General features: G+C 43.6%; 19 protein-coding genes and 2 pseudogenes (2 of these 21 cut by a window edge). 16 read left to right on the top strand and 5 right to left on the bottom strand.

Annotation, left to right across the window (positions count from 1 at the left end):
* The 6 genes from odhB to FHG67_RS08675 form a co-directional block, all read left to right on the top strand.
* Positions 1-788 carry the 3' portion of a 2-oxoglutarate dehydrogenase complex dihydrolipoyllysine-residue succinyltransferase gene (gene odhB, locus FHG67_RS08650; RefSeq protein WP_004499066.1) on the top strand. Its footprint begins 442 nt before the window's first position, so only the last 788 of its 1,230 coding nucleotides appear in the window; its start codon lies beyond the left edge, outside the window; it ends in the stop codon at positions 786-788.
* Positions 789-801: 13 nt separating this feature from the next.
* The gene (lpdA, locus tag FHG67_RS08655) at positions 802-2,205 is read left to right on the top strand and encodes a dihydrolipoyl dehydrogenase (RefSeq protein WP_004497622.1); all 1,404 of its coding nucleotides are present in this window, start codon (positions 802-804) and stop codon (positions 2,203-2,205) included.
* Between the two features lie 19 nt (positions 2,206-2,224).
* Positions 2,225-4,987 (top strand): 2-oxoglutarate dehydrogenase E1 component, encoded by a 2,763-nt coding sequence (locus FHG67_RS08660; protein WP_026054354.1) that lies wholly within the window; start codon positions 2,225-2,227, stop codon positions 4,985-4,987.
* A gap of 187 nt (positions 4,988-5,174) precedes the next feature.
* Positions 5,175-6,500, top strand: coding sequence for a glycoside hydrolase family 3 N-terminal domain-containing protein (locus FHG67_RS08665; protein WP_002622939.1), 1,326 nt, complete (start codon positions 5,175-5,177; stop codon positions 6,498-6,500).
* A gap of 849 nt (positions 6,501-7,349) precedes the next feature.
* Positions 7,350-7,496 (top strand): hypothetical protein, encoded by a 147-nt coding sequence (locus FHG67_RS21735; protein ID WP_004497674.1) that lies wholly within the window; start codon positions 7,350-7,352, stop codon positions 7,494-7,496.
* 183 nt (positions 7,497-7,679) lie between these two features.
* On the top strand, positions 7,680-8,255 hold the full coding sequence (locus FHG67_RS08675) for a DUF4349 domain-containing protein (protein ID WP_002622929.1): 576 nt from the start codon (positions 7,680-7,682) through the stop codon (positions 8,253-8,255).
* 206 nt (positions 8,256-8,461) lie between these two features.
* Here the strand turns inward: FHG67_RS08675 and FHG67_RS22335 are convergent.
* The 3 genes and pseudogenes from FHG67_RS22335 to FHG67_RS08690 form a co-directional block, all read right to left on the bottom strand.
* Positions 8,462-8,624: pseudogene (locus FHG67_RS22335) on the bottom strand (4,5-DOPA-extradiol-dioxygenase); the annotation flags it as partial.
* Positions 8,625-8,727: 103 nt separating this feature from the next.
* Complete coding sequence (locus FHG67_RS08685; protein WP_244947485.1) at positions 8,728-9,990, bottom strand: WG repeat-containing protein; 1,263 nt, start codon at positions 9,988-9,990, stop codon at positions 8,728-8,730.
* A gap of 92 nt (positions 9,991-10,082) precedes the next feature.
* A pseudogene (locus FHG67_RS08690) lies at positions 10,083-10,262 on the bottom strand (VOC family protein); the annotation flags it as partial.
* A gap of 199 nt (positions 10,263-10,461) precedes the next feature.
* Here FHG67_RS08690 and FHG67_RS08695 point away from each other — a divergent pair.
* Entirely contained in the window at positions 10,462-10,989 is a 528-nt protein-coding gene (locus FHG67_RS08695; protein WP_061218210.1) for a hypothetical protein, read from the top strand.
* A gap of 219 nt (positions 10,990-11,208) precedes the next feature.
* On the opposite strand, the gene FHG67_RS08700 is transcribed toward FHG67_RS08695, so the two are convergent.
* Together FHG67_RS08700 and carA are read right to left on the bottom strand one after the other, a co-directional pair.
* The gene (locus FHG67_RS08700; protein ID WP_002631993.1) at positions 11,209-11,397 is read right to left on the bottom strand and encodes a hypothetical protein; all 189 of its coding nucleotides are present in this window, start codon (positions 11,395-11,397) and stop codon (positions 11,209-11,211) included.
* A gap of 3 nt (positions 11,398-11,400) precedes the next feature.
* Positions 11,401-12,492, bottom strand: coding sequence for a glutamine-hydrolyzing carbamoyl-phosphate synthase small subunit (gene carA, locus FHG67_RS08705; RefSeq protein WP_004497610.1), 1,092 nt, complete (start codon positions 12,490-12,492; stop codon positions 11,401-11,403).
* Between the two features lie 322 nt (positions 12,493-12,814).
* Between carA and thrS the strand changes: the two genes are divergently transcribed.
* The 9 genes from thrS to FHG67_RS08755 form a co-directional block, all read left to right on the top strand.
* Entirely contained in the window at positions 12,815-14,734 is a 1,920-nt protein-coding gene (gene thrS / locus FHG67_RS08710; protein WP_004499075.1) for a threonine--tRNA ligase, read from the top strand.
* 511 nt (positions 14,735-15,245) lie between these two features.
* A complete protein-coding gene (infC, locus tag FHG67_RS08720) occupies positions 15,246-15,785 on the top strand; it encodes a translation initiation factor IF-3 (RefSeq protein ID WP_004497628.1) in 540 nt (179 codons plus the stop codon).
* 31 nt (positions 15,786-15,816) lie between these two features.
* Positions 15,817-16,020 (top strand): 50S ribosomal protein L35, encoded by a 204-nt coding sequence (rpmI, locus tag FHG67_RS08725; RefSeq protein ID WP_002765180.1) that lies wholly within the window; start codon positions 15,817-15,819, stop codon positions 16,018-16,020.
* Positions 16,020-16,373, top strand: coding sequence for a 50S ribosomal protein L20 (rplT, locus tag FHG67_RS08730; protein WP_002631958.1), 354 nt, complete (start codon positions 16,020-16,022; stop codon positions 16,371-16,373). Before rpmI ends, rplT begins: the two co-directional genes overlap by 1 nt.
* A gap of 83 nt (positions 16,374-16,456) precedes the next feature.
* Positions 16,457-17,089 carry a coiled-coil domain-containing protein gene (locus tag FHG67_RS08735; RefSeq protein ID WP_004499079.1) on the top strand — a complete coding sequence of 211 codons (633 nt, stop codon included), beginning with the start codon at positions 16,457-16,459 and terminating at the stop codon, positions 17,087-17,089.
* A 10-nt stretch (positions 17,090-17,099) separates the two neighbouring features.
* Positions 17,100-17,411: a cell division protein ZapA gene (locus FHG67_RS08740; RefSeq protein WP_036058801.1), complete on the top strand. Its 312-nt coding sequence runs from the start codon at positions 17,100-17,102 to the stop codon at positions 17,409-17,411.
* A 40-nt stretch (positions 17,412-17,451) separates the two neighbouring features.
* Positions 17,452-17,982 (top strand): 5-formyltetrahydrofolate cyclo-ligase, encoded by a 531-nt coding sequence (locus FHG67_RS08745; RefSeq protein ID WP_004499016.1) that lies wholly within the window; start codon positions 17,452-17,454, stop codon positions 17,980-17,982.
* 507 nt (positions 17,983-18,489) lie between these two features.
* The gene (locus FHG67_RS08750) at positions 18,490-18,987 is read left to right on the top strand and encodes a chemotaxis protein CheW (protein WP_002632013.1); all 498 of its coding nucleotides are present in this window, start codon (positions 18,490-18,492) and stop codon (positions 18,985-18,987) included.
* On the top strand, positions 18,987-20,000 hold the beginning of the coding sequence (locus tag FHG67_RS08755) for a chemotaxis protein CheW (protein WP_004499087.1). The gene runs 2,202 nt beyond the window's last position; only the first 1,014 of its 3,216 coding nucleotides appear in the window; it begins with the start codon at positions 18,987-18,989; its stop codon lies beyond the right edge, outside the window. The genes FHG67_RS08750 and FHG67_RS08755 overlap by 1 nt, the downstream gene beginning before the upstream one ends.

Raw genomic sequence — 20,000 nt, forward strand, 5'->3', positions numbered from 1 at the left:
CTTCCGTAGCGACGGCATCCGCTGCGGTTAAAACGGCTCCTTCTCCGGAAATTCCAAAAGCGGTTCCTGTCGCGAGAAGAACGGATCTTCCGAGAGAAAACGCGGTTCCTATGACTCGTCTACGCAAAGTGATCGCGGAACGTCTCGTATCGGCGCAACACAACGCAGCTATTTTAACGACCTTTAACGAAGTGGATATGAGCGCCGTAATGGAGCTAAAGAATCGTTATAAGGATCGCTTTAAAGAGGCGCATAACGTGGGCCTTGGATTTATGAGTTTTTTTACGAAAGCGGCCATCCACGCGCTCAAAACGATTCCCGCGATCAACGCGGAAATTCGGGGAAACGACGTCGTATATAAGAACTTTTATGATATCGGGGTCGCTGTCGGAGGACCTAAGGGACTTGTGGTTCCGATCGTAAGAGACGCGGATCTTTTGAGCTTTGCGGGAGTGGAGCAAGAGATTGTAAGACTTGCCAACCGAGTTAAGGACGGAAAAATCGAACTTTCGGAGATGGAGGGCGGAACGTTTACGATTTCCAACGGGGGAATCTACGGCTCCATGATGTCCACTCCGATTTTAAACCCTCCTCAGAGCGGAATTTTAGGACTTCATAATATAGTAAAGCGTGCGGTGGTGGTAAACGATCAAATCGTGATCCGTCCGATGATGTATCTCGCACTTTCCTACGACCACAGAATCGTAGACGGGAAAGAAGCGGTTACGTTCCTCGTAAAGGTCAAGGAAGCGATCGAAGATCCGACCCGACTTTTACTCGAACTTTAATGAAAGAGGAAGCATGTCAGCAGAATTTGACGTAGTCGTGATCGGTGCGGGACCGGGGGGCTACGTTTGCGCCATCCGGTCCGCTCAACTCGGTTTTAAAACCGCAATCATTGAAAAAAGAAAAACCCTCGGAGGCACCTGTCTCAATGTGGGTTGTATTCCCTCCAAAGCTCTTTTGGACTCATCCGAAGAATATCACAAAGCTCTGCACAAACTCGAAGTTCACGGGATTACCGTCGGAAAAGTCGAAGTAGATCTCGGCAAACTCATGAACCGAAAGGATCAGATCGTAAAGGAAGTCACCGACGGGGTCGACTTCTTAATAGGCAAAAATAAGATCAAACGTTACCAAGGTTTTGGAAAGGTCTTATCCGCGGGTAAAGTGGAAGTCGCATCGAGCGACGGAAACAAAGAAATCATCAACGCAAAACATATCGTAGTCGCAACTGGATCGGTTCCGATCGACATTCCCGGTTTGACCGTGGATGGAAAAAACATCATCACTTCCGATCACGCGATCGACATTCGTAAAATTCCTAAAAAGATGATCATCATCGGGGCCGGAGTGATCGGGCTTGAACTCGGATCGGTTTGGGCAAGGCTTGGAACCGCGGTTACGGTCGTGGAGTTCTTACCCGGACTGATTTCCAACGTGGACCGTCAAATGGGCGCGTTGCTAGAACGTTCTTTGACCGCGCAAGGCATGGAGTTCTTATTCGAGCACAAGGTCAAGGGGGCGACTACGGCAAAAAACGGAGTCAAGGTTCAAATCGAGGATTCTAAGGGGCAGCTCAAAGAATTGGAAGCGGATGTAGTTCTCGTCGCGGTCGGACGCAGGCCCTTCCTTGAAGGCGTGGGATTGGAAGAAGCGGGTGTCGTATTAACATCTCGTAAACGAATCCAAGTGGACGGACATTTTCAAACATCCGTTCCGGGAATCTATGCGATTGGGGATGCGATCGACGGACCGATGCTTGCGCACAAAGCGGAAGAAGAAGGTGTGGCTCTGGCCGAGCTTTTAGCGGGACAATCGGGACATGTCAATTACGACGCGGTTCCTTACGTCATATATACTTGGCCGGAAATGGCTTGGGTAGGAAAAGGCGAGGAAGAATTGAAAGCGGCGAAAATCGAATATAAAACCGGAAAATCGCTCTTTCGTCCAAATGCGCGCTCAAAAGCGATGAACGAAGCCGAAGGACAAGTCAAAATATTAGCGGATAAAAAAACGGATAAGCTTTTAGGAGCTTTTATATTCGGGCCGAGGGCTTCGGATATGGTGGCGGAATTGGCGGTTGCGATGGAATTTGGGGCTTCCGCGGAAGATATAGCGAGGAGTTTCCATGCGCATCCGACTTTGTCGGAAGTGATCAAAGAAGCGGCAATGGCGGTGGATAAGTGGGCGATTCACGCGTGAATCAGGCAGGTTTTAAGTAATGAAGATCGAAAAACTCATGGCGCTTTATGGAGAGAACGGAGTTCTCCTGGAAGAACTTTATAATCAGTACAAACTCAATCCCGAAACAGTGGACAAAGAATGGAAATCCTTCTTTCAAGAAGTGGACACCAATGGTCTTACAAACGGAAGCGGATATACGAACGGAAACGGAAAGTCCGCTGTGGCGACTTCTTTTACCGATGCTCGGGCCGGTTCCATCCGAGAGATGGGGATCATCAACCTTCTCAACGCATACAGAAGACAAGGGCATCTTGCGGCAAAATTAGACCCTCTCGGAATTCAAAAGCCGAATCGTACATTCATCGATTCCAAACTGCATAGTATTTCTCCCGCAGATTTAGAAACGGTCGTGGATAGCGATACTCTCGGAAGAGTGAAGCTTGCTGAGATCGTGGATCTTTATGAGAAAGTTTACTGCAATACGATCGGAGCGGAGCACTTTTACTTAGTCGACGATGTGGAAAGAGAATGGCTTCAAAAAAGGATGGAGTCTCCGGAATTCTTAGCTCCTCTGCCTAAGAGCATCAAACTCAGACTGTTCGAAAAGTTATTCCAAGCGGATTACTTCGAAACGTTTCTTGCGAAAAAATACGTCGGTAAAAAAAGATTCTCACTCGAAGGGGGAGAATCCTTCATTCCTCTTCTTGATACGATCGTGGAAGAGGCGGGTCATCATAAGATGGACGGACTTGTGATCGGAATGGCGCACAGAGGACGACTGAACGTTCTCGTAAACATCATCGAAAAACCCGCGTCACTCATCTTTGCCGAATTCGAAGAGAAGACCGATAAGGATAACCTGAGTTATGCGGACGTTAAGTATCACTTGGGATATTCCAACAGTAGAATGACTACCGCGGGGAAAGAGGTCAAACTTTCTCTCGCGTTCAATCCGAGTCACTTGGAATGTGTGGGCCCTGTCGTAACAGGATCCGTTCGCGCTCGTCAGGAACTTATCGGAGATAAGGATCGCGCGAAATACATGCCGATTCTGATTCACGGGGACGCAGCGTTTGCGGGTCAGGGTGTGGTAGCGGAAACTCTCAATCTGATGAATCTCGAAGGTTATACTACGGGCGGAACCTTTCACATCGTGGTCAACAACCAGATCGGATTTACGACACTTCCCGACGAATCCAGATCCACGTTGTATGCAACCGATCTTGCAAAAGGATTTCAAATCCCAATCATCCACGTAAACGGAGACGATCCGGAAGCGGTTTACCGAGTTGTTAAACTCGGGATGGAATACCGTCAAAAATTCAAAAAAGATTTTATCATCGATTTAGTTTGTTACAGAAGACTCGGTCACAATGAAACCGACGAACCTGCTTTTACGCAGCCTAAAATGTACGCTACGATTAAAAATCATCCCCCTACGGTGAAACTCTACGAGAAAAGACTCGTGGAAGAAGGCGATATCCAACAGGAAGACATCGACTTTATCAAAAACGGATCGATGCACGGACTGGAAGATTCTTTCCAAAGAGCCAAAGAGCAGGACGTTAAGATTCGTGTCGATACCATGCAGGGTGTTTGGTCCAAGTTTTCTAAGATGTCTTTGGATTCGGAACCCGCTACAAAACTTCTTGCCGAGCAGATGCATGGAATCGTTCAGGCGTTAACCGGCGTTCCTCAAGGTTTTACTCCGAATTCCAAACTCGTAAAACTTCTTCAAAGTAGAAAGGAAATGGCGGAAGGAAAAATTCCCGTAGATTGGGGATTTGCAGAAGCGCTTTCGTTTGGATCGATCTTGGAAAGCGGGTTTAGAATTCGGCTTTCCGGTCAGGATTCTCAGAGAGGAACGTTCTCTCACCGTCATGCGGTTCTAGTAGACACGAATACGAACGAGAAATACATTCCTCTCAATCATATCTCTCCGAAGCAGGCTAAGGCGGAGATCATCAATTCCTCACTTTCCGAATTTTCGGTTTTGGGCTTTGAATACGGATATTCTCTTTCGGATCCGAACGCACTCGTGATATGGGAAGCTCAGTTCGGAGACTTTGCGAACAGCGCGCAGGTGATCTTCGATCAGTTCATTTCCAGTTCCGAAGTGAAGTGGCAAAGACTTTCAGGACTTACGATGCTTCTTCCTCACGGTTACGAAGGTCAGGGACCGGAACATTCTTCCGCGAGATTGGAAAGATTTTTACAACTCTGTGCGCTCAACAATATGCAGGTTTGTAACCTCACGACCGCGGCTCAGTATTTTCATCTTTTAAGAAGGCAGATGCTTAGAAATTACCGCAAACCTCTCGTGATCGTAACTCCGAAAAGTTTGCTGAGATTTCCGGCTTCTCTTTCTCCCGTAGAAGACATTCTTCAGGGCGCGTTTAGAGAGATTCTTGTGGACGACAGCGGTTCCAAATCTGACAAAATCGAAAAGGTGATCTTCTCCGCAGGTAAAGTATATTATGATTTAATGAAATACCGTGATGAGAATAAGGTTAAGAACGTGGCGCTCGTTCGTGTGGAACAGATTTATCCGTTCCCTGAGAAAGAAATTGAAAACGTTCTCAAAACCTTCAAAAACGCAAAACAGTTCGTTTGGTGTCAGGAGGAGCCTAAGAACCAAGGAGCTTGGTTCTTTGTTCGGGAAAGAATCGAAGATATGATTCCCGCAAACATAAGACTTACGTATGCGGGAAGACACGAGTCGCCGAGCCCTGCCGCAGGTCATATGAAACTGCACTTACAGGAACAGGATCAGCTCGTTCTGGAGGCGTTTCAAGGGTAGGTAAAAGGAAATTAAGATCGAGTCTTTGTTTTAGAACTTAAGGATATTCTAATATAAAACAAAGACGCTCCGTCCGATTCCGAAAAAGCTCGAGTTCATCGGGCTTTTTTATTTTCTTAGCAAAAGACGGTTTCGATTTTACGAAATGAAAATGCCCGTCTTCGAATCGAACTCAGGGGAGTTTTGAATGCGTCTTATTGTTGTATTTCTCTTATTGATCAATTTTTCGATTCAAGTTGTAGGTTTAATTCTGACTTTTTTCGCAAAGGATCCGATCCTACTCAAGATTCGGGACATTGTCCCTTGGATCGTTTCCGCTTTGACGTTAACGCATCTTTTACTATTTCTTCCCGCTTTAAAAATCGTTTCATTGAGTAGAACGATGCGTCGGCTTCACTTCTTTTTTTCTGTGATTCCTCTTTTAAGTATATTCGTATATTCTTATTTGGAAACGGACTTTCAGGGAAGTAAACGTTTCGTATCGGGCGCGGATCGAATCATTCTCGCCAAATACGCCGAACACGTTCTCGTCGGTTACAGAAACGACGAACAACTTTCCGAATTGCTCCGGATTCCCTTTGCGGGTTTTTTCATAACGGCGCATAATGTAACCGATCTCGATACGAACGGTTTGCGAGCGAAAATCGAAAGGATTCAGATTGTAAGGAAAAATATAGGTTTTCCTCCGGCGATCATCGCTTCCGATCAGGAGGGCGGCCCCGTTTCGCGTTTGTCTCCTCCTTTGCCGAGACCGAAAGGTTTGGGAGAGTTGTATAAGGGAAGTTCGACTTTTATTTCGGATAAGGCGGAGATTCGTAAAGAGCTGAGAATCGCAAGCGAGACGTTAAGTGATATCGGTTTGAATCTTAATTTCGCGCCGGTTGCGGATTTAAAAAAGGAACATTCCAATTCTCTGGATTTTTTTAGTAAGATCAGTTCTCGCGCGGTCTCCGAAAATCCGGAGATTGCCTCGGAAGCGGTAGGGATCGCTTCCGAAATTCTTTTACAAAACGGAATCTTACCTACGTTGAAACATTTTCCCGGAATCGCTTCGGTTCGAGAAGACACACATTTTTTTTCCGGGTTCATAACGAAATCGGTTTCCGAATCGGAGCAAACCGATTTGATTCCGTTTCGAAAGAACGTGGAAAAATTTCCGTTACTTGCGTTTATGCTTTCGCATTCGATCTGGAAAGGGGTCGATCCCGAAAATCCGGTCTCCGTTTCCGAAGCGGTGATCAGACGTTATGTGAGGGAAAAAATTTCTTCCGAAGTGATTCTAATCACCGACGATCTGAACATGTTTCCGGTTTTTTATCGGAAGGGAGGAATTTCGAAAGCGGCGTCGGATAGTCTTCGCGCCGGCACGGATCTTTTACTGATTTCTTACGACGGAGAGCAGGCATATCGGGTTCTTTACGATTTGATTCGGGAAGAGGAACAAGAAAGATCCGTAGATTTGAATCCGAGTAAGGAACGCCTGACTCGGGTTCGAAAATTTCTTTTTAAATGAGAGTTTCGATTTTCATCTTTAGAATCATCGTATGGGATCTACACTTTGATTCTCTGTTTGGCGCACTCGTTTGCCGGGCGATCCTTATTTCACATTGATCGGTTCGTTCAAGTTTTAACAGGCGGTTCTATCCTTTTTGCCGTTCGCGTTTTTTCTTTTTCGAAAAAGATACGATTTTGTTCGAATTCTTTTTTTTGTAGGGGCTTCCTTATGTTCTTCCGAATTATTTTTTTCCTAAAAAAGTTCCTTATATGCGCACGAAACTTTTTGTGGACGGAATTCCGATCGTGTTCTACGGAAGTTCATCCCATTTCTCCTTTGTTTTTATCTTTGAAGGGAAACGAAGAATTGATAAACGCGAGTCTCGGTTTTGGCCGCGTCGGAACTTGGCTGACTTCGGAATTTTAGAATCGTCTTTTTTCCGGGACAAAAAGCATGGACTCCAAATGATATCGGATTTCGATTTATCGATTGGGAAATCTTACGACTACGGACCGACCGGTTGTACCATTCTTCCGATGTTCTCGATCCGAAAACACATACTACTCGAACGCATGAAAATGGCACCAAAAATTAACGAACGGTTTTTGCAAAGATATAGAAGCGCTTACAAGATTGCGCCGAATCCAGAATTGTTGGCTTTTTTTGAAGAAGATCTAAACATTCTAAATTTTGAAACAAACTTATTATAGTATTTTTTTCATGCGTCCAAGTAATAAGTTCGGATCATCTCGCAGAATTCGAAATTTGTAAACGACTCTGAAGGAAAGAGAAAGCGAATATGAATGAGAATGGAATTCTTTAAACTTATCGAAAAAAGATGCTTTTACACATGGGTTATTGCCATTTTTGAAACAAAGACATGCGCTTTTTGAACGATTCATTTCGGATTCCGGCTTGGATTGCGATACGTTCCACCAGATTTTGAGCGTCGATCCAAACGAAGAATATAAAATCAGATTGGTCTCGGAATATATCCGAAAAACGGAAAGATGATTCTCTTGGTGGATTCCTTCGATCGATCTGAACGCAAAATCGCGGTCGTTCCCGATTTTGTTAAACGAAGAACCGGAAACACAATTTTATGAAAAGCTCGGATTTTTATCTCGGGCTTTTTCATTTTCATTGATCCGAAGGCAAAACTTTAAAAGTGAGATTGACGAAACGTAGAATTGTCTTATGCTGACTCGAATGTTGTTCGGTTCGTATTATTGGATTCTATTTCTTTTTTCGACCGGAATCATTTTTGCAGGACCTACAACCGATACGGATCATTCTCACTTAGCTAAACGGTTCTACGCGCATTCGCTCAAAGTGGTGGTGGAATCGGAAAAAGTTTCCAAGTCTCGGGATCGAATCCAAAACCTCGTTCATAACTATCGGGGTTTTATTTCGAAAAGTACGAACGCCAATATCAAGTTCAAGATTCCGTTCGCAAGTCAGGATCATTTTCTGATCGAGCTGCGAAATCTCGAACTGGTCGAGAAAAGTGACGAAACGATCCAGGATGTTACCGATCTTTTCGAGGAATATGCAAAACGATTGGAGATCGATCGCGAATTTCTTCAGAAATATGAGAAATTGTTCGAAGAGGATAAAATTCCCAAACGGGAGAGAAGACATCTGCTCGTAAAACAACACAATGTTTCCTTGGATATAGAGAAGTTGGAACGTAAAAAGCGGGATCTGATTCAAAAGACTAAATTCTCCGATTTTACGGTTTCTTTTGTTCCGATAAAACAAAAAGGATATTAGTAAAATTGAATTCTATTTGCGTTTTTTAATTCGACAAACGCGCGTTAGATTCCCCGACTATTTTCCTGCGAATGATTTTCTTGTTTTTGCTCCAATTCGTGGAGAGCTTTTAGGTTTCCGAGGTTTTTCATATAGGAATCGTTTCCGTTTCGATTGTCAAATCGAGACGCCAATTTCAAGGCTTCTTCGCCGAACCAGGAGTCCAGATCGGAAACGGTCACATACGTTCCGTCTTGTTTTCCAATGTGCGGACAGCACGAGAATATTTTCCACACCGCCAAGTTTACTTCCGAATTCCTCCAAACTTCGAGTGAAGTCCGAAGGAGTTACGAGAGGGGATCCATGCTCCAAAAATAAAACCGGATTCATATTGTTCCTTATTTTTGAATCGATTCAAGATTAAGGAAAAGCCCTAAACCGGTTCACCATTGTTTTCGGCGATTGATTGAAATTAGATTCCTTTTAAGGGACTTCATTGACACAAATTTGGGGGCAAATCCTGACATCGTCGATCTCTGTCATTCCGTTGGATCGCTATCCATATTTTGTTACGCACTGCAAGTGCCAGCCCTTCCGAAAAATGCGACGCTATTTCAAATTGAGGTGGAATTGCAACATTTCCGGTCTTGTCTATATATCCGTATTTTAATTTCAAACATCCCTGTTCCGGCTCTCTTTCTACACAAATCTTAACGGCCGCAAGACCCCCTGAAAAAGAATAGGCATTATAAAATTGAGGCTGAATTACAAAATTTCCGGTTTTGTCTATAAACCCATATTGCCCATGTATAGAAACACGTGCAAGGCCCTTTGAAAAAGAATATACATAATCAAATTTAGGTTGGATTACCAATTTTCCCAATCGATTTATATACCCCCATTGTTCTCCAATCTTAACGGCCGCAAGTCCCTCCGAAAAGGAATGTGCGTTATCAAATTGAGATGGAATTACGATGTTTTCGGTTTTGTCCATGTACCCATTTTTCCATTCCCATGTTTTTCCAGTCTGAACAGAAGCAAGTCCCTCTGAAAAGAAAATTGCATCCTCAAATCGAGGTCGAATAACAATGTCTCCCTTCTTATTTACAATTCCCCATTTTTCTCCAATCTGAACGGAAGCAAGGCCTTCTGAAAAAGAATAGGCGTTTTTAAATTGAGGTTGAATTACAAAATTTCCGGTCTTGTCTATATATCCGTATCTACATTCGTGCTCTGGTCCCGTTTCACAAAAATCAATCGCCGCAAGACCCTCTGAAAAAGAATCAGCGTTATAAAATTGAGGTGGAATTACAAAATTTCCGGTTTTGTCTATGTACCCGTATTTCCATTTCCAGCATCCGTTATCGCTCCCTTCTTCACAAATCTGAACGGCCGCAAGACCCTCTGAAAAAGACTCTGCATAATAAAATCGAGGTGGAATTACAAAATTTCCGGTCTTGTCTATAAACCCCCATTTTTTCCCAATCTGAACGGCCGCAAGACCCTCCGAAAAGGAATGTGCGTTATCAAATTGAGATGGAATTATAAATTTTCCGGTCTTATCTATATATCCGTATTTATCCCCAACTAAAGCGGCGTAGGGCCTTTCAAAGAGCTTTGCCACCACCCATATAAGTTCCATCATTACAGACGCTGAGACATTAGGATTTGTCGGAGTTCCATATTGCGAATACGGGTCCTGAACAACCGAATCAGATTCAAAGTCTCCTGCATAGGAGGGGATGCTTGTGTTCAATTTCGTTGCAAATAAATTGAATTGAATTCCATACAAAAAAATAAAACATGAGTAAATTATAATTTTCAAAAATCGCATAGATCCACTTCCCTTTAATTTTCCGATTTTGGCCCCGGATAAAAACCGGGATTCCAAGCGACTTCCCAATAATAACCTTCCGGATCCTCGAAATAACCTCCCCAAAAAACGTCTTGAGGTCGTTTTCCGATTTTGGCTCCGGCTCTTTCCGCTTTTGCGATCACCTGATCCACTTCCTCTTTGGAAAGACCGTTTTACGCTGAGTGGATGATATTGATTCTTGGTTGCATAGGTTCGATTTTTCAAAAAGGAAACGTGTTCGAAAAGAAGAATTCTATTCATTCAATAAAAATTGGATCGAAAAAAAGTGGGAGATCCTACTTTTTAGTTCGTTAGGGATCAGGAAATAGTGGTTAGGACTTTACATACAATACAACACGTGCGGATAACGTTATGGGAAGTTCCAGTTTAGAAAAGATTCGAATCGTATTCCGACGGATTTTGATTGGTACGGTCACTCTCGTGATGATTCCGATTTCTATCGTCCTCACATTTCCCTTTTTGATTTTGGGTCTATTTTTGATTTTAAAAATAGATTTTTACAAAAACAAGAAACTTGAAAACGAATATGAGAATTTCCTGTTAGAGAACGAAGGTCAAAAATTTTTCTGTTATACCTCCAGAGAATCCAGTGAGCCACAAATTCGAAAAGAGTTGATTCCGCTTTTGGGCGACGTAAATATCCTATACTTGAAAGGAAGGGATCCGAAATCCGGCTTTCCAAGCGTCTGGATCTCAAGAATGTTGTATCGACTGAAAAACGTAGGATTTCCAAACGTCATGGTCATTCGAAAAGGAACTGTTTTCGACGTTTCCTTAAAAAAAGAAACATACGAACTGATAAACGTCAACCAACATTTAAAAGCGTTGATTCCGACAATCGAGGAACATTTCAAAAGATATACGACTGAAAGAGAATAGCTGATTTTCAGCAATCTGCCGTAAGTTCGATCTTTTTAAAAATCGGTTTGAACGTATCCTACTTACTCATAGCGATGTAATGAAGTACCTAACGCGCATCCGATGAGGTTATGCTGAGTTTCGACGGGATCCATGTATTATAAAATTATAATTTTCTTAAGAAGGATTTTTTCCTTAAAGCTTGTCGGAACTCCGACAAGCTCGCTCTTTTATTGTTGTTCAAAGCAATCCGGTTTTTCTGGCGATCGCGTAAAAGTTTACGCCGTAGCCGATTCCGAGAAAATTCTTAGGAGGAAAAAGGTCGTCCGTTTCTGGATTCCAAACGTCTTTGACGAGGGCTTCCATGGAAAAATCTTTTCCAACGGGAAGACCTAAAATTTGATCGGGAAGTTGCGGAAATTCTGCCATCGATTATAACCCTCTTTTTGCGGACTCAACGAGATCGTAAAATTTTTGAAATAGATAACGGGAATCGTTCGGGCCGGGCGCGCTTTCCGGATGATATTGAACGGTCAGCAAAGGATAACCGGATTTCAAAATCCCTTCCACGGTGTCGTCGTTCAAGTTTACAAACGAAACGGGCTCGTCCGATTTTTGATCGTCGATCACCGCAAAACCGTGGTTTTGCGAAGTGATCTCCACTTGTCCGGTGGATAAATTCTTAACCGGTTGGTTACCGCCTCGATGACCGAACTTCATCTTTTCGGTTTTTTTGCCTAAGGACAAACCGATGATTTGATGACCGAGACAGATTCCGAAAAGAGGATAACCCTTCTCCATAATCTTGCGCGTCGCATCGATCGCGTAATCGAGCGGAGCCGGATCTCCGGGACCGTTGGAAAGAAAGAATGCGTCCGTTCCTTCTTTCATGATTTCTTCGGCGGGAGTCAGAGCGGGATACACCGTTACCGCAAAACCGCACGCGTCCAACAAACGGAGAATGTTCGTCTTAACTCCGTAGTCGTACACCGCGAGTTTGAATTTTTTTCCGGTATGAGTTCCGAAGATGTATTTCGAAGCGGTCGTTACGACCTTTGCAAGATCGGCGTTGATGATTCCCGGAAAGGACTTCACCTTTTCCAGAAATCGGGGAGAATATTCCGGAGCCACAAAGATTCCTCCGTTCGGAGAACCGTTGGTTCGGATATAACGAGTCAGTTTGCGCGTATCGATTCCTTGAATCGCGGGAATCTTATATTCTTTTAAAAATTCGGAAAGCGTCTTTTGGGAAAGAAAGTTCGAAGGACGATCCACGTATTCTTTAACGATCAGTCCGCTCGCTTGGATTTTCGAGGATTCCATGTTGTTCGGATGGATTCCGTAGTTTCCGATCATCGGGTAGGTTAACGTTATGATTTGATTGCAGTAGGAAGGGTCGGTGAGAATTTCCTGATAACCCGCCATGGAAGTATTGAAGACGACTTCTCCGACGGATTCCGTTTCGTAGCCGAAGGATTCTCCTTCTAGAATCGTGCCGTTGTCGAGAACCAGAAACGCTTTCATCTTCTGCAAAGATGATGAGGCGGCGACTAGAGTCAACACTAAACGAAAGGTAAAAAGCGGACAAAATTCCGGCAAAGAGGAATGGTGTGATTTGAGTCGCCGGGTTTTTCTCCGGCCAATACAAATCGATTGAAAAATCCGTACGATTTTTGCGAATGGAAAGGGAAAACAAATTTCACTCCTAAAATAGAATTTGAATTTGGTGAGTCGTTTTCGAGAACCGACCGATTTTTGGTTTCGAGATCAATTGTTGCAATGTTTTGAGTTTATAGCCGAATTCTTTCTAACGGAAAAAAATAGAATCTTAGGATAAGTTGTGAATATGTATCAGCTGACACTGCCGGACAAATCCGTAAAGGAAGTCGCACAAGGTTCCACTTACCGCGACTTTATCGAAAAAGAATTACCCTTCTTAAAAAACAAGGCTCTCGCTGTACGTCTCGACGGCGCGGATATCCGGGACTTATCCCGAACGGTGGACGCCGATGCAAACTTGGAAGTATTGACCTATTCCGAAAGAGCGGGATGGGAAACGTTCCAACACTCCGCGGCGCACTTGCTCGGAATGGCGGTTCAGAATTTATACAAGAACGCAAATCTTACCGTGGGTCCGGTCATTGAAAACGGTCCCGGATTTTTTTATTACGACATCGACTTTCAAGGTGAGATCGTAACTCCCGAAGATTTTCCGAAGATCGAAGCGGAAATGGAGAAGATCGTAAAGGCGGATTATCGCGTTTGGAGAAAGGTCGTTCCGAAAAAAGAAGCGATCGAAACCTTCCAAAAACTCGGAGAAAAATACAAGATCGAAATTATCGGAGGAATTCCGAGCGAAGACGTTTCGATTTATGGAATGGGGGAATGGTTCGATCTTTGTCGAGGACCTCACGTTCCGAATTCGGGAGTATTAAAATCTTTTAAACTAACCGCGATCTCGGGAGCGTATTGGAAAGCGAACAAAGACAACGCGATGCTCACTCGTATCTACGGAGTCGCGTTCCCGTCTAAAAAAGAATTGGATGCGTATCTCTTTCAAATCGAAGAAGCGAAGAAAAGAGATCATAGAAAGATCGGAAAAGAAATGGATCTATTCTCCTTTCAAAAAGAAGGACCGGGATTTCCGTTCTGGCATCCGAAAGGAACGATCCTTTGGAATTCACTCGCGGATTATCTTCGCTCCGAGTGTAACAAACGCGGATATCAGGAAATCAAAACTCCGGCCGTTCTTTCTTCCGAGCTTTGGAAGAAGTCGGGTCACTGGGATAACTTTCACGAGAACATGTATTTCACGGACATAGACGAAGAGGATTACGCACTCAAGCCGATGAACTGTCCCGGATGTTCCTTGATCTACAAACATCACTTGCATTCCTATCGCGAACTGCCTCTTCGATTCGCCGAATTCGGAAGCGTACATCGTCACGAGTTGCACGGAGTTCTTCACGGATTGTTCCGCGTGAGAGCGTTCACTCAGGATGATTCTCATATCTACGCGCCGTTGGATCATCTCGAATCCGAGGTGATGGACATCATCGACTTTACGTTTACCGTATATAAGAAATTCGGATTTTCCGAATTCAAAACGTTCATCGCGACCCGTCCGGAAAAATCCCAAGGAAAGGACGAGGATTGGGAGTTCGCAACGGAAACCTTAAAACAATCTCTCGAAAAAAAAGGAATTCCCTACGGAATCAAAGAAGGAGAGGGCGCGTTCTACGGCCCGAAGATAGAATTCAACATCAAGGATTCCATCGGAAGACTTTGGCAGTGCGGAACGATCCAGGTCGATTTCTCCATGCCGGAACGTTTCGAGTTGGATTACACCGACAGCGACGGTCGGAAAAAAAGACCGGTCATGATTCACAGGGCGATCTACGGATCGCTCGAACGGTTCATTGGAATTCTAATCGAACACTACGAGGGAAAATTTCCGTTGTGGGTTTCTCCCAACCAGGTGAGAATTCTCACCGTGACCGAAAAGGTCGCCGACTACGCGAAGGACGTTTATCGCGAGTTAGTCGCCGCCGGGTTCCGCGTGGAAATGGACACTAGAAACGAAAAGATCGGCGCGAAGATTCGGGATTCTATTTTGAAAAAGGCGAATTATCTTTTGGTATTGGGCGAAAAAGAAATGGAATCCGGAACTCTCGCGGTACGAAAACTCGGTCAAGAAGACACGAAAACTCTGACCCGGAGCGGATTTATCTCCAATCTTCAGGACGAAATCAAAGCGACAGGTTAGACGAATTGATCTTTCCGAAACGCTTTTTGCGAAACAAACCGGAACTTCAGGGTGGAATCGAACTCAATTTTACTCTCTAAGGATCGCGAAATAGATTCTCTTGGAAGGACTTTAAAATTTTCTAATAGGATTTTGTTCAAAACCGAATGTTCGTTTTGAATTTGCGGTTCGAAACTGTAAAATAACATGAGTTCGGTGTAAGAAAAATTGGGCGAATAAGAAACCAAAGCGTTGCTACCTACGGATTTACTCCGGATGAATCCGTGCTATCCTACACCCGAGGAAATCGTTTCTAAAATTTTAGAGTCGATCGAAGTTCGTTAGGTGAAGCATCGTATTGTATCGTAATCCACCCCGAATGAATTCTTTCACAAATCTTCGAGAATTGGAACCGGAATTCTATTACGCTGAAAATCCGCTTGAAATAAAGCCAGGTTCTGACGAAATCGAGCCAAAAATCGCTTGAAAACACACTTAAGGATAAAATCTTGGAAATCTAGCCGGAGAATGAATGCAGAGGAAACCGAGTCAAAAATCAGCAACGGACAAGCTTTTTAATCATAGGATCAATGAGAAAATTACAGGCGTTTCCAGGGTTCGTTTAGTGTCGGATGATGGAGTGGCGATCGTATCTTTTGAAGAAGCTCTCAGAAAAGCAAAAGAGGAAAACCTGGATCTCGTTGAAGTATCGGCGGATCAGGAATTGCACGTTTGCAAGATCATCGACTACGGAAAATATAAATTTGAGCTACTTAAAAAGAATAAGGAAGCTAAGAAAAAACAACACGTAATCAATGTTAAGGAAATTAAGATTCGCCCTAGAATTGAAAGTCACGATTACGAAATCAAAAAGAAACACGCACAGGAGTTTCTGGGAAAAGGTGATAAAGTTAAAATAAGTCTCCGGTTTCGTGGTAGGGAGATGATGCATTCCGACCTCGGAATGAAAGTCGTTTATAGAATGATCGAGGACTTGAAAGAACACGGCTCCGCGGAAAGAGATCCGATTCAAGACGGAAAACAGATCGTAGTAATCATTAATCCGAAATAACTTCCGGAAATAGGACCTAAAGGTAGATAAGATGCCAAAGTTGAAAACGAACAGAGCCGCCGCAAAGCGTTTTAAGTTCACAAAGAACAACAAAATCAAACGTAAGAGTATGAATACCCGTCACATCTTGACCAAGAAGGGACCGAAAAGAAGGAGACGCCTCCGTGGTTTGACCTTGGTCAACAATTCTGACTGGAAATCTATCGTCAGATTAATGCCTTATGGAGTAAGATAATGCCGAGAGCTGTCAATGGAACAATCCACAAAAATAGAAGAAGAAGAGTTCTAAAAGACGCGAAAGGATTTCGCGGAGCCCGCTCTAAACTTTACAGAACGGCAAAAAGTGCGGTAATGAAAGCGGGCCAGTGGGCCTACCGTGACCGTAGAGCGAAGAAAAGGGATTTTCGTAAACTTTGGATTATTAGAATTAACGCCGCCGCCAGAGAAAATGGTTTGTCTTATTCCGTATTCATGAATTCTCTTAAGAAATTAGGGATCAACATGGATCGTAAATCTCTGGCAGAGCTGGCTTTCAACGATCGGGAAGTATTTAACGCCCTGATTGAAAAAATCAAAGTAGCCGGATAAACAATCCGACTACCAGTCGAACGGCCCTGTATTTGCGGGGTCTTTTTCGTTTTCCGAGAACGTTTTTTAAGGGGGAATCAAGTATGCTCACTATGGAGACCATTGAAGAATTAGAAAGCAAGGTCATAAAAGCCCTCGAATTGATCGGTGATCTCAGAGCTGAAAATGGTCGCTTAGAATCCGAAAACGAAACTCTGAGAGCGGAAAACGACCAGATGAAACTGGCAATGGAAGAGAAGGAAAAAGAGCTTTCCACTCTCCGCGATCAACTGCAAAAAACAACGAATGAACTGAACGATCTCAAAGAAAGAGAACGAAAACTGGAAGACAAGATCAACCAACTTTTGGGAAGATTGGATTCTCTGCCTACAAGTGGTGGGCCGACGGCGTTTTCAGCGTCTTCTTCTCCAACACCGACCGCATCTAATGTAGACACAGTCAAAGAAAGTCTTTCCGTGGAAGATGAATTTGGCGAGGACGATGAGATCATTCTTCTTGATGAAGACGACGACGATATTTCCATCATTACCGAAGTTACTGAAAAAGACGAAGACAACGTCGAAGTTTCGGACGAAGAGGAAACCGCAGAAGAATTGACCGTAGATGACGATGACGATATTATCATCGAAGACGATGAGGATGTAATCAACGTATTTGACGCCGACGAAGACGATGATTTTCTAATTATCGAGGATGAGCCTAAACCCAAACCTTGAGTTGATTCCAATGGACCTTCACAGGGTAAAAGTCAGGATTCTCGGAGAAGAGTATACGATTCTCAGCGAAGCGGGAGGGGATTATATCTATTCCCTTGCGGACGAAGTGGATCGTAAACTGAGAGAGCTCGGAACCGGAATGCCTGGGGCTTCAAGACAAAAACTCGCCATCTTAGCCGCACTTAACTTTGCGGATGAATTGCAACAATTGAAAGAAATCAAAGAGAAATTCCCGTCTGTTTCTATGGGAACCGGAGAGATAGAAGAGAAAACTCGTAAACTAATTACGATGTTGGAAGAAGGAATCATTGGGGATCTTTGATTTTTCTTTTATTCAAAATTAAATCCGTTTAGCAATCTCGTTGAAACTTCAGTCTAGAAACGCACTTCGAACTTTACTTACCCTTTTGGAAGAAAGGAAAAAAAAAGATCTGGTTATTCTTGGATTTTTGAAAAAAATTACGGCCGATGCGCGAAAGATCATCGCCTACGTTCCCGATAAGTGGGAAGTGAAGATCGATCCGAAAGTTTTGGGTTGGACCGATTCGGGGAGGGAAATTTATTTCCCAAAGATTATGAATCAGAAATTGGAGTTCATTCTTCCGGAAACTTGGGAAAACGGTCCGTTTGATGTTTTGGAGCCCAAGGGAGCAAAGATCTTGAATCCTAACGAAGCCGAATGGATTATCGTGCCCGCCTTAGGTTATGATGAGTTTGGTTATCGTCTCGGACGCGGAGGTGGTTTTTATGACAGAACCCTTTGTGCGGTGGATTCGAATAAGTTGATCGGACTTACTTACGAGGAACTTTTCCCTGCGAGTTTTGCAAAAGAAGATCACGACATAAGAGTAGGTCGAGTCATTACAGAGAAAAAAAACTATCAAATCGTCTGAAAAAACGCTAAAATATTGTCTATTTGATAGTATATCGGATCGGCTACTCACGTTGTTGGATTCGACCGCAAAGAAACTCAGGTAGTACTTCTCCGGTAGGCCGATATTGGATAATAACACTAAGTTCATCTGACGCTTAGAAAGTGGAAGTGGAAAGTCTGACGATACGACTTGTGGGCCACTGATTCGACTGGAATTTTATTCGGTACCGGAGAGTGAAGCGCCGGGTTTGCAAAACAGGTAACGAATACGGGTCCCGGTTTTCGAAATTTAATTTTTCGGCGTTGAGCGATATCAGTTCTTAGTAGAACAAAGACGCGTGGTCGGTAATCTATGTATAAGAGCATGTAACTTTGGTTTTATCGAAAAAAGAGTTCACTTTGGAAAAAGTGTAAGAATTTTTTAGATTTAAAAAATTCTTTCTTTCGATTGTTCTTGAAAAACAAATTGCAATCTGTTTCATAGATTGATTCTGGATTTTTTATGGAGAACCGTTAGGTAACAATCATGGCCTCATTCGATAGTAGACATTACCTTGAATCCTTGGAAGCGGATAAGACTACGGAGTCTCAGAAGGAATATTTAACTTTTAACGTGAACGAGGAAATTTTCGGAATCGATATTCTGAAGATTCATGAGATTTTAAAACCGGTTCCAATCACAAGAATCCCGAACGGAGGCGATTATATTCTGGGGGTGATCAATCTTAGGGGAGAAATCATTCCGATAATAGATTTGAAGCAGGTTTTCGGAATCGGTTATAGCGACATCATTCCGTCTACAAGGATTATCGTCGTTGTGCAGGATGAAAAGCGTGCGGGGATCCTAGTGGATACGGTGAGACAAGTGGTGAAGATCCAATACGACAAAATCAATACTAATACCACCGACGATCTTACTCTCAATTATAGTTCCTTGATAGAATCAGTCAGCCAGGCGGACGAAACGTTGATACTCAATCTAAACTTATCCGTCCTGATTAACTTTGAACGGGAGGCGATCTAATGGCTGGAATTCTGGGGGAATATACCGAATTATTCTTGGAGGAATCGGAAGATCAGATAGAAGAATTGAACATTAATCTTCTCAGACTGGAAGCCGATCATAAAAACCTTTCGATCATCAACGATATCTTTCGCGCCGCTCATTCCTTAAAAAGTTCTGCGGCCTTTGTAGGCTTATACAACCTTTCCGATCTTGCTCATAAGATGGAAAATCTTCTTCAGTTGACGAGGGACGGCAAACTGCAAGTCAAACTTCCGCTTGTCAACCTTCTCTTTCAGTGTTTTGACCTAATCAAATACGTGATTCGAAGCGTGGCGGAAGGAAATAAAATCGATACCCCGTTTACGGATATGATTCAAAAACTGGATACCTACGAGAAAGATCCTTCTTCTTTTTCGGGTGTTGCAAGTGATGCCCCGCCTGCTTCGGCTCCTGCTCCTAAATCGGAGAAAGTCGGGTCCACATCGAAACCGGCGGAAACTCCGTCTCGACCGGGTGGGTTGGAAATTCACCTCGAAGCGGAGGAGGTGAGGGAACTCGAAGAAGAAATCCGTAAATCCGGTAAGTGTTGGAAAATTTCGGTGACTCTTGGAAAAGATTCTCCGATGAAAGGACTCCGTTTTTCCTTGATTCTTCAAAATCTGAAGAATTTGGGAGTTGTGTTTAAGTCCGTTCCCGATTTGGAAGAATTGGACAAGGGAGGGTTGGACGTGACTTCCGTCGTTTTGTTGTTCATTTCCTCCGAGTCTTTCGAACAAATTCGAACTGCGGCTAACGTGGATATGGTGGAATCTTTGGACGTTCAGGAATACGTTCCAATCGTTCAGGAGGCGGTCGCCGCAAATTTCAAAATTGAAGACGACATGGCCGCGTCCGAGTCCAGGGTCACATTAAAAAGTATTAAAGTATCCTCTGATAAGCTGGATCAGTTGATGAACAACGTGGGCGAGCTTATCATCACGAACTCCGGTTTTCAAAGAATCTATGACGATTTGATTCGGGTTTTCGGAGAA

Origin of the sequence: Leptospira weilii, assembly GCF_006874765.1 — a bacterium.
Taxonomy (GTDB): Bacteria; Spirochaetota; Leptospiria; order Leptospirales; family Leptospiraceae; genus Leptospira; species Leptospira weilii.